General features: G+C 65.3%; 5 protein-coding genes. All 5 read left to right on the top strand.

Going from position 1 to position 10729, the window contains the following annotated elements:
- The first annotated feature begins 38 nt into the window (after window positions 1-38).
- The gene (locus tag E2583_RS02105) at window positions 39-1019 is read left to right on the top strand and encodes a Bug family tripartite tricarboxylate transporter substrate binding protein (RefSeq protein WP_291592748.1); all 981 of its coding nucleotides are present in this window, start codon (window positions 39-41) and stop codon (window positions 1017-1019) included.
- Window positions 1020-1173: 154 nt separating this feature from the next.
- The gene (locus tag E2583_RS02100) at window positions 1174-7185 is read left to right on the top strand and encodes an MG2 domain-containing protein (protein WP_291592747.1); all 6012 of its coding nucleotides are present in this window, start codon (window positions 1174-1176) and stop codon (window positions 7183-7185) included.
- Between the two features lie 225 nt (window positions 7186-7410).
- Window positions 7411-8532 (top strand): ABC transporter ATP-binding protein, encoded by a 1122-nt coding sequence (locus E2583_RS02095; protein WP_291592745.1) that lies wholly within the window; start codon window positions 7411-7413, stop codon window positions 8530-8532.
- Between the two features lie 46 nt (window positions 8533-8578).
- Complete coding sequence (locus E2583_RS02090; protein WP_291592743.1) at window positions 8579-9868, top strand: ABC transporter substrate-binding protein; 1290 nt, start codon at window positions 8579-8581, stop codon at window positions 9866-9868.
- 35 nt (window positions 9869-9903) lie between these two features.
- Window positions 9904-10729 (top strand): carbohydrate ABC transporter permease (locus E2583_RS02085; protein WP_291592741.1); only part of this gene is annotated, 826 nt, incomplete at its 3' end.

The raw sequence follows: 10729 nt of genomic DNA, 5'->3' as shown, positions 1-10729 counted from the left end.
GTTTTGGTTAGTCTGCAAAAGAGATAAGGAGAAAACACATGACGCAATCTCGTCGTCAATTGCTGAAAGCCGGTGCGGGAGCGGTTGCAGCATCGGCTCTGGGGCCGCTAGCCTGGGCCTCGTCGGGCCAGCCCATCCGCATTCTGGTGGGCTTTCCGCCCGGCGGTGGCTCGGACGCGATTGCGCGCCTGCTGGCCGACAAGCTCAAGGACGAGCTGGGCGGCGTGACGGTGCTGGTGGAGAACCGCCCCGGAGCCGGCGGCCAGATCGCGGCGCAGCTGCTCAAGGCCTCGCCTGCCGATGGCCATACGCTGTTTCTCACGCATGACCACACCATCTCCATCCTGCCCAAGGTCGTGAAAAAGCCGGGCTTCGATCCGCAGCAGGACTTCGTGCCCGTGGCCGGGGTCGCCACTTTCGTGAATGCGCTGGCCGTCTCCAGCAACACGCCGGCCAGAAATCTGGCCGAGTACGCGGCCTGGGCCAGGGGCAGTGCCAAGAACGGCACCATCGGCATTCCGGCGCCGGCATCGACGCCCGAATTTCTGGTCAAGATCCTGGCCGACCACTACCAGCTCGATCTGGTGGCTGCGCCGTATCGCGGCAGTGCCCCGCTGCTGGCCGATATGCTGGGCAACCAGATTCCGGCCGGCATTGCCTCCGTGCCCGATTTCATGGAGAACCAGAAGGCCGGCAAGCTGCGCGTGATCGGCGTGCTGGGCGCCAGGCGCCAGGCTTCCATGCCCGAGGTTCCGACCTTGCTGGAGCAGGGCATCAAGGGCTTTGAAGACATGCCTTACTACGGCATTTTTGCGCCCCGGGGCGTGCCCCAGGCCTTTGTCGAGCGCTTCTCTGCCGCCGTGGGAAATGTGCTCAAGCAGCGTGACGTCTACGCGCAGCTGACGGCACTGGGTCTTACAGTTGGATACATGAATCCCCGCCAGTTGGGGGAGCGCGAGGCCGCTTATTCCAAGGTCTGGGCCGGTATCATTCAGCGCAGCGGTTTCCAGCCGCAGTAGTTTCTCGCGTGCAGCACATGCTCAAGGCCCTGCTTCACCGGTGAGGCAGGGCTTTTTGTCGTCTGCCGTTTTGCACTGCTGCGTCGCTGACTCCAGACTTCAGATTCAAACAGCCAGGGCCGGCACCATGCCAGCCCCAAAAGGAAGTGACTGTATGACTGTGCCTTATGCAGAGGGAAGGAAAAGGGAGCAGATCGCGCCGCATTGGCGCGGGCTGCTCAAGGCAGGCCTGTTGTGGGGCCTTGCGGCCACGGCGGCCCATGCCGTGGGGGTGCGCCAGTTCAGCCCGCAGGGCGATGTGAGCAAGGTGGGCCAGGTGGTGGTGCAGTTCGATGCGCCTGCCGTTCGCTTTGGCGACCCCAAGGCTGCGGCGCCGGTCAATCTGCAGTGCAGCGATGCCCAGGCCGCCAGGGGCACGGGGCGCTGGAACAGCGACAAGGAGTGGGTCTTCGACTTCGCCCAGAACCTGCCTGCCGGTGTGCGTTGCACGGCCCAGCTCAACCCGCAGTTCAAGAGCGTCTCGGGGGGGGCGCTGACGGGCGCGGCCAGCTATCAGTTCCAGACCGGCGGTCCGCAGGTGGCCCGCATCGCGCCCGACACCTATGAAGAGGTGGATGAGCAGCAGTATTTCGCGCTGCGCCTGACGGGCGCGGCATCCGTCGACAGCCTCAAGCAGCGTGTCTGGTGTACCTCCGAGGGCGTGGGCGAGCGCATTCCCGTGCAGCTGATCGAGGGCAAGGACCGCGAGGCCGTGCTCAAGCAGCGCCACTGGGACAAGGATGCGGCCCAGAATCCGCAGAACTATGCGGTGCTGGCCTGTAACCGCCGCCTGACCTCGGGCAGCAAGATGACCCTGGTCTATGGCAAGGGCGTGGCCATGGCCAACGGCCTGACCAGCAAGGACGAGCAGCGCTACGAGTACCAGGTGCGCCAGCCTTTCAGCGCCGACTTCAGCTGCGAGCGCGAGAACGCCAATGCCGCCTGCCTGCCGATCCGCCCCATGCGGCTGTCCTTCAGCGCGCCGGTGCCGCGCAAGCTGATCGAGGGTATTCGCCTCAAGAGCGGTGCCTCGGCCGTGGCACCCATCATCGAGCAGAACGGCGACAAGCTGGCCGAGGATTCGCTGGTGGATAGCGTGACCTTCCCCGCCACCATGCAGCCGAACTCCAAGTATGTGGTGGAGCTGCCGCCGCAGTTCAAGGATGCCGCGGGTCGCACGCTGAGCAATGCCAATATGTTCCCGCTGGCCACGGCCACGGGCAATATGCCGCCGCTGGTGAAGTTTGCCGCTGCGCCCTTCGGCATCGTCGAGCGCTTTGCCGAAGGCCCCAAGGGCCCGGCGCTGCTGCCCGTGACGCTGCGCAATGTGGAGCCGCAGCTTCTGGGCAAGTCGCTGGACGCCAGCGTGGTGCGCACCAAGAAAGGCGGCTCGGATGCCGACATCATCGCCTGGCTCAAAAAGGTCGAGCGCTATGACAGCTATAGCGTGGAGCGCAAGCGCGCTGCGCGCGATGTGAAGGTGCTGCCACCGGTCATCAACGACGACAAGCACTGGGTGCAGACCCGCATGCTGTCGCTGCTGGACGGCCAGAGCCAGACCCAGACACTGGAGCTGCCCAAGGCCGCGAAGAACGATCCACGACCCTTCGAGGTGGTCGGCATTCCGCTGAACCCGGGCTTCCAGGTGGTGGAGATTGCCTCGCCCATGCTGGGCCAGTCGCTGCTCGACGAGGGCTATGGCGCGGGCCGCACCATGTACGTTCGCACCTCGGTGCTGGTGACCAATCTGGCCGTGCACTTCAAGCTGGGCCGTGAAAACTCCGTGGCCTGGGTGACGACGCTGGACAAGGGCAAGGTGGTTCCGGGCGCCACGGTGCAGGTCTCGGACTGCAACGGTCAGGCCATCGCCTCGGCCGTGAGCGATGCGCAAGGCATTGTGACCTTCAACGGCCTCAACCCCAATCCGCCCTCCTGCAGCAACGAAGACGGCTACTACCGCAGCAACTCCTACTTCGTGAGTGCGCGGGCCAAGACCGATGCCGGTGAAGAGCTGGCTTTCGTCTGGAGCAACTGGAACAAGGGCATAGAGTCCTGGCGCTTCAATGTGCCGACCAGCTCCAGCAACAAGCGCGACGAAGTCGCGCATACGGTGTTTGACCGCATGCTGTTCCGTGCCGGCGAAACCGTGTCCATGAAGCACTTTCTGCGTGCCCTGACCGGGCCCGGCAAGAACTCCACGGGCTTTGAGCAGACCCAGGACAAGCCCGACCGCCTGACCATCACCCATCTGGGCAGCGGCCAGCGCTTTACCCAGGCCCTGAGCTGGAATGCCAACGGCAGCGCGACCAGCGAGTTCCCCATCTCCAAGGCCGCCAAGCTGGGCGAATATGCGGTGGAACTGGGCTATACCAATGGCAGCGGCCGCCGCTCCAGCTTCAGCACCGGCATCTTCCGTGTCGAGGAGTTCCGCCTCCCTGTGATGGAAGGTCGCGTGGGGCCGGCCGGCAAGGAGCAGCTCTATGCAGTCAGCAGCGTGCCTGCCGAGGTGCAGATCAACTATGTCTCCGGCGGTGCCGCCGCCAACCTGCCGGTCAAGGTTTCGGCGCTGCTGCGTTCCAAGTCGCTCAATTTCGCGGACTGGGATGGCTTCAGCTTCAACCCGCCGCGCAGCGCCCAGGACATGGGCAGCAGTGACGACGAGGAAAGCACGGCGGCCGACGAGACCAAGGTGGTGGCCGACAAGCTGCCCGTGACGCTGGACAAGAACGGTCTGGGCAAGGTCAGCATCGACAAGCTGCCCAAGTCCGGCGAGCCGCGCGAGCTGCTGATGGAAGCGACCTACGCCGATCCGAACGGCGAGGTGCAGACCCTGCGCAGCACGCGCACCATCTGGCCTGCCGCCGTGGTGGCCGGCGTGCGCTCCGAGAACTGGATCTCGGTGGACCGCAAGCTGCGCTTCCAGGCGTTGACACTGGATACGGCGGGCAAGGCCCAGGCCGGAGTGCCCGTCAAGGTCGAGGCCGTGGCGCGCATCACCACCTCCAGCCGCAAGCGGCTGGTGGGCGGCTTCTACAGCTACGACAACCAGACCACGCTCAAGAATCTGGGCACCGTGTGCTCCGGCACCAGCGACAGCCACGGCCTGGTGCAATGCGAGGCCCAGCTGTCCCAGCCCGGCGAGGTGGAGCTGATCGTCAAGGCCGCCGACAAGGAAGGCCGCAGCAGCCAGGCTGCGACCTCGGTGTGGGTCACGGGCCAGGGCGAGCTCTGGTTCGGCGGCGAAGACCATGACCGCATGGACGTGCTGTCCGAGCGCAAGAGCTATGAGCCCGGCGAGACCGCGCGCTTCCAGGTGCGCATGCCCTTCCGCCGCGCCACGGCACTGGTGGCCGTGGAGCGCGAAGGCATCGTCAGCACCCAGGTGGTGGAGCTGACGGGCGAGAACCCCACGGTGGACGTCAAGGTCGAAGACAACTGGGGTCCCAACGCCTATGTCAGCGTGCTGGCGCTGCGCGGCCGCTTGATGGAAGTGCCCTGGTACAGCTTCTTCACCTGGGGCTTCAAGTCGCCGCTGGAATGGTGGCGTGCCTTCTGGAATGACGGCAAGGAGTTCATCGCACCGACCTCCATGGTGGACCTCTCCAAGCCTGCCTTCCGTTTCGGCATGTCCGAAATTCGCGTGGGCCTGAAGAGCAATACGCTGGACGTCAAGGTGTCCTCGGACAAGTCCAGCTACAAGGTGCGCGGCACGGCCAAGGTCACCATCAAGGCCACGCTGCCCGATGGAAAGCCCGCTGCAGGTGCCCATGTGGCGCTGGCGGCCGTGGATCAGGCCTTGCTGGAGCTGATGCCCAACAGCAGCTGGAATCTGCTCGATGCCATGCTGACACGCCGCGAATGGGGCGTGCAGACGGCCACGGCCCAGATGGAGGTGATTGGCAGGCGCCACTATGGCAAGAAGGCCGTGCCTGCGGGCGGTGGCGGTGGCCGCAGCCCCACACGCGAGCTGCTCGACACCTTGCTGCTGTGGAAGCCCGATGTGGTGCTGGACGGCAACGGCATGGCCCTGATCGAGGTGCCGCTCAACGATGCCCTGACCACCTTCCAGGTGGTGGCCGTGGCCGATGCGGGCGTGAGCCTGTTCGGCACCGGCCAGGCGGCGATCCGCACCACGCAGGATCTGCAGATCATCAGCGGCCTGCCGCCGCTGGTGCGCGAGGATGATCAGTTCCGTGCCCAGGTCACGCTGCGCAACACTTCGGCCAAGGCCATGAAGGTGGAGGTCACGCCGCGCGCCACGATGCTGGAGCTCAAGGCCCAGACCGTGGAAATTCCCGCCGGCGAGGCGCGTGAAGTGGCCTGGGACGTGAGGGCTCCGGCCCAGCTCTCCGGCACGCGTGCCGAAGCGCTGATCTGGGAGATTTCCGCGCGCGATACCGCTGGCGGCGCCGACGCGGCGCAGGATGCGCTCAAGATCAGCCAGCGCATCGTTCCCGCCGTGCCGCTGTCGGTGCAGCAGGCCACGCTGGTGCAGGTCAACGGCAGCTACAGCGTGCCCGTGAACCCGCCCGCCGACGCGTTGCCCGGTCGCGGCGGCCTGCAGATGTCGCTGGTGCCCAAGCTGACCGAAGGTCTGCCCGGCGTGCGCGACTGGTGGGCCCGCTATCCCTACTCCTGCCTGGAGCAGACCACCAGCAAGGCCGTTGGCATGAACAACGCCGAGCTGTGGGGCAGCACCATGGCCCAGCTGCCCAACTATCTGGACGGTGACGGCCTGGCCAACTACTTCCCGCCGCAGGACGGCTCTGCCAGCCGCGGCAGTGACACCCTGACTGCGCATCTGCTCAATCTGTCGGCCCTGGCACAGGGCGTTGACAAGCGCTTCGTGATCCCGGCCGCAGAGCGCGCACGCATGGAGGACGGCCTGATCGCGTTCGTGGAAGGCCGCATCCAGCGCAATTTCTGGAGCCCGCGCAAGGATCTGGAAATGCGCAAGCTGGCGGCGATTGCTGCACTGGCGCTGTCTGGCAAGGCCACGCCGCGCATGCTCGACAGCATCAATGCCACGCCCAACCAGTGGCCCACGCACACGGTCATCGACTGGGTGATGCTGCTGCAGCGCATGAGCGATGCGCCGCAGCGCGACGAGCGCCTGGCCCAGGCCATGCAGATCCTACGCGCCCGCCTGACCTACAACGGCACGCGTGCCGGCTTCTCGACCGACCAGGACGATAGCTGGTGGTGGCTGATGCAGGGCCCGGACGTGAATCTGGCACGCCTGATTCTGGCGACCATCAACGATCCGACCTGGACCGAAGACATGCCGCGTCTGGTCAGCGGCTTTATCGCGCGCCAGCAGTCCGGTGCCTGGAACACGACCACGGCCAACCTCTGGGGAGCTCTGGCGTTGCGCCGCTTCTCGCAGAAGTTCGAGTCCGAGCCCGTGGCCGGCAGCACCGTGGCCAGCATGAACGGCAACGAGGCCAAGGTGAACTGGGCCGATGTCAGGCGCGCCACTGCCGAGGATGCGCAGGGCACGGCCCATGCCAACAGCGTCTTCGGTGAACCCGTGCGCGCCGGCGGTCTGATGAACAACACCATGTTCATGCCCTGGGCCAAGGCCGGCAAGGGTCAGCTCAGCGTGACGCAGCAAGGCACGGGCAAGCCCTGGCTGACCGTGCAGTCCGTGGCGGCCGTGGCCCTGAAGGCGCCGTTCAGCGCCGGCTACACCATCAAGAAGACCGTCACGCCCGTGGAGCAGGCCGACAAGGGTCTGTTTGGTGGCGGCCAGTACACGCGCGGCGATGTGCTGCGCGTGACGCTGGAAGTGCAGGCCAAGACCGATATGACCTGGGTGGCGATCACCGACCCCATCCCCACGGGGGCGACCATTCTGGGCGGCGGCCTGGGCCGTGATTCGGAGATCGCGTCCAAGGGCGAGAAGCAGGAGGGCGCCGGCTGGCTGGCCTACGAAGAGCGAAGCTTCGAGTCCTACCGTGCCTACTACCAGTACCTGCCCGCAGGGACGACCAAGGTCGAATACACCGTGCGCCTGAACAATGCCGGTGAGTTTGCATTGCCACCCACGCGTGCCGAAGCGCTGTATGCGCCAGAGATGTTTGGCGAGATTCCCAATGCCAAGCTCAAGGTGGTGATGCCCAAGTAAGCCCTCAGCGGTTTCTCGGCTCTACGCCAAGCCCCGGTCTGCGCCAGCAGCCGGGGCTTTTTTCTGCGCGGATGCTACGGATACAGAAGCTGCTTTCGCCTTTGAAAAGGATGATTCAAAGGCATTTCTATCTGAAATCAATGAATAGAAAGCGATAGCAGCTCCTGTTTTTGACAATACCCGGGATGACACGCGGTTGTCATCCAGTCTTTCTAGACTGGCGCGATGTCTTTGATTGAGCTGGAGAACGTCGCCAAATCCTGGGGTGACGCCACGGCCCTGCATGCCGTGAACCTGCGCATTGAACCGGGCTCGTTCTGCGTCCTGCTCGGCCCTTCGGGCTGCGGCAAATCCACCACCTTGCGCATGATTGCCGGGCTGGACATTCCCACCTCGGGGGCGGTGCGCATCGATGGTCGCGACGTCACCCATCTGCCGCCTGCGCAGCGCGGTATTGCCATGGTGTTCCAGAACTATGCGCTGTTCCCGCATCTGAGCGTGGCCGACAACATCCAGTTCGGTCTGCAGGTGCGCAAGGTTGGCAAGGCCGAGCGCGAGCAGCGCCTTGCGCAAACGGCCGAGCTGCTGGGGCTGACGCCATTGCTGGACCGTCGGCCAGCGCAGCTCTCGGGCGGCCAGCAGCAGCGCGTGGCGCTGGGCCGTGCGCTGGTGGCGCAGGCCAGGGTCTGCCTGATGGACGAACCGCTGTCCAATCTCGATGCCCAGCTGCGCCAGGAAATGCGCGCCGAGCTGCGCGAGCTGCAGCAGCGCCTGGGCCTGACCGTGGTCTATGTGACCCACGATCAGGCCGAGGCCATGAGCATGGCCGATCAGGTGGTACTGCTCAACAAGGGACAGGTCGAACAGGCCGCCGGGCCGCGAGAGATCTATGCCCTGCCGGAAACCACGTTTGCCGCGCGCTTCATCGGCACGCCCGCCATGAACATCGTGGCCCTGCAGGGCAACCGGATTGCCGGCAGCGATGTGGCGGTGGCTCCCGATCTGGTGGCGGGCGGCGCCTATCCGCAGTCGCTGGGCGTGCGGCCCGAAGAGATTGCCGTGGCCGGCGTTGTCAACGGTGGCTGCGAGGGGCCGGGCAACGGCATTCCGGCCACCGTGCAGGGCTTTGAATATCTGGGCGCCGATCGGGTGCTGCGCTGCCGGGTGGGCAGCGAGCTGCTGACGGCGCGTGTGCCCGGCCATGTCCATGCCGACCTGCGGCCCGGGCAGGCCGTGTTCCTGTGCTGGGCGCAACAGGCTGCGCACTGGTTCGATGCCCAGGGCAGGCGCATTCCTGTGTGCGGGCTGGCGGTGGAATCCGCCCGCTCCTTGCTGGCCGCCGCCTGAGCGGCCGGCGTTTCCCATTGTCTGCAAATCGCGAGGAGAGATTTCCATGCGTCGTCACACCTTTGTTCGCGGCCTGTTCGCCGCTGCCGCCGGCCTTGGCCTGGCGGGCACTGCTCTTGCGCAGTCCCCGCTGGAAGTGCCTTTCTATTACCCCGTGGCCGTGGGCGGGCCCATCACCAAGGTGATCGATGGCTATGCGGCGGACTTCAACAAGGCGCATCCGCAGTACAGGCTCATGCCCATCTATGCGGGCACGTATCAGGAAACCATCGTCAAGGCGTTGACGGCGCACAAGGCGGGCAAGGCACCTGCGACCTCGGTGCTGCTGTCCACCGACATGTTCACGCTGATGGACGAGGACGCCATCGTGCCCATCGACGACTTTGTGAAGACCGATGCCGACAAGGCCTGGCTCAAGGGCTTCTACCCGGCCTTCATGGCCAACAGCCAGACCGGTGGCAAGACCTGGGGCGTGCCCTTTCAGCGCTCCACCGTGGTGATGTACTACAACAAGCAGGCCTTCAAGGAGGCCGGCCTGAACCCCGACAAGGCACCCCAGAACTGGAAGGAGCTCAGGGAGGCGGCCCACAAGCTGACCAGGAAGGACGCCAGCGGCAAGGTCGTGCAATACGGCATCCAGATTCCGTCCACGGGCTTTGGCTACTGGATGCTGCAGACCCTGACCACGCCCAATGATGTGCTGCTGGCCAACGAGTCCGGCACCCGCGTCACGCTCAACCACCCCAAGGTGGTGGAAGCGCTGAACTTCTGGGTGGGCCTGGTCAAGGACGGCGTGCATCCGGCCGGCGTGGTGGAGTGGGGCACGACGCCCCGGGACTTCATGGAAAAGAAGGCCGCCATCATCGTGACGACCACGGGCAATCTCACCAATATCCGCGCCAATGCCAAGTTCGACTTCGGCGTCGGCCAGATCGCCGGCAATGTCCGCAAGGGCTCGCCCACGGGCGGGGGCAATTTCTACATCTTCAAGAACGCGCCCAAGGAGCAGCAGCAGGCTGCGTTCGAGTTTGCCAAATGGGTGACCCAGCCCGAGCGTGCCGCGCAGTGGAGCATGGACAGCGGCTATGTGGCGGTCTCGCCCGCGGCTTACGAGACGCCTGCGCTCAAGAAGTACGGCCAGGAATTTCCCCAGGCCCTGGTGGCGCGCGATCAGCTGCCCGTGTCGGTGGCCGAGTATTCCACCCATGAGAACCAGCGCGTGACCAAGGTGCTCAACGATGCGATCCAGGCGGCCCTGAACGGCACCAAGACTGCAGCCCAGGCCATGGACGATGCACAGAAGGAATCCGACCGCATTCTGCGTCGCTACCGGTGATGAGCAGTCCGGCGCTTGACACCGGCAGTGGCGCCATGGCGGCGCCCTTGTCATCCAGGGCCGCCCGCAGGCTGGCGCAGGCCGCGGCACGCCGGCAGGCCGTGCATGCCTGGCTGCTGCTCATGCCGGCGCTGGTGCTGCTGCTGGGCTTTACGCACTGGCCGGCCTTGTCCACGCTGATCGACAGCCTGCATGCCACGGCGCGTGGCGGCCAGTCCGGCGAATGGGTGGGACTGGAAAACTATGCGCTCATGGTCGACGACCCCGTGTTCTGGCAGGCTGTGCGCAACAATCTCTGGTTTGCCGCAGCCACCATTCCGTTGTCCATGGGACTGGCCTTGCTGATGGCACTGTGGGTCAACGAGAAACTCGCGGGGCGGGCCTGGCTGCGCATGGCATATTTCACGCCCACGGTGCTGCCCATGATTGCCGTGGCCAATATCTGGCTGTTCTTCTACACGCCGCAGTACGGACTGCTGGAGCAGCTGCGCGGCGCACTGGGCCTGGACGCGCACAACTGGCTGGGCGATCCCTCCACGGCACTGGCCTGCATCACGCTGGTGGCCGTGTGGAAGGAGGCCGGCTTTTTCATGATCTTCTATCTGGCAGCGCTGCAGACGCTCAATCCCAGCCTCAAGGAGGCGGCGGCCATCGAAGGCGCATCGCGCTGGTATTTCCTGCGCCGCGTGCAGTGGCCACTGCTCATGCCGACCACGCTTTTCATTCTGGTCAACGCCGTGATCAATGCCTTCCGGCTGGTGGATCATGTGTTCATTCTCACGCGCGGCGGGCCGGACAATGCCTCCACGCTGCTGCTCTATCACCTCTACGAAGTGGGCTTCAAATTCTGGGATACCGGCT

The organism is Comamonas sp. (assembly GCF_009360615.1).
Classification (GTDB): domain Bacteria; phylum Pseudomonadota; class Gammaproteobacteria; order Burkholderiales; family Burkholderiaceae_C; genus Comamonas.
Note: the sequence above shows the minus strand (reverse complement) of the source record. Positions and strands in the feature narration are given on the sequence as shown.

Coding starts and splice junctions, on each gene's coding strand:
- E2583_RS02090 (WP_291592743.1), top strand. CDS start 8,579: ATGCGTCGTCACACCTTTGTTCGCGGCCTGTTCGCCGCTGCCGCCGGC.
- E2583_RS02100 (WP_291592747.1), top strand. CDS start 1,174: ATGACTGTGCCTTATGCAGAGGGAAGGAAAAGGGAGCAGATCGCGCCG.
- E2583_RS02105 (WP_291592748.1), top strand. CDS start 39: ATGACGCAATCTCGTCGTCAATTGCTGAAAGCCGGTGCGGGAGCGGTT.
- E2583_RS02095 (WP_291592745.1), top strand. CDS start 7,411: ATGTCTTTGATTGAGCTGGAGAACGTCGCCAAATCCTGGGGTGACGCC.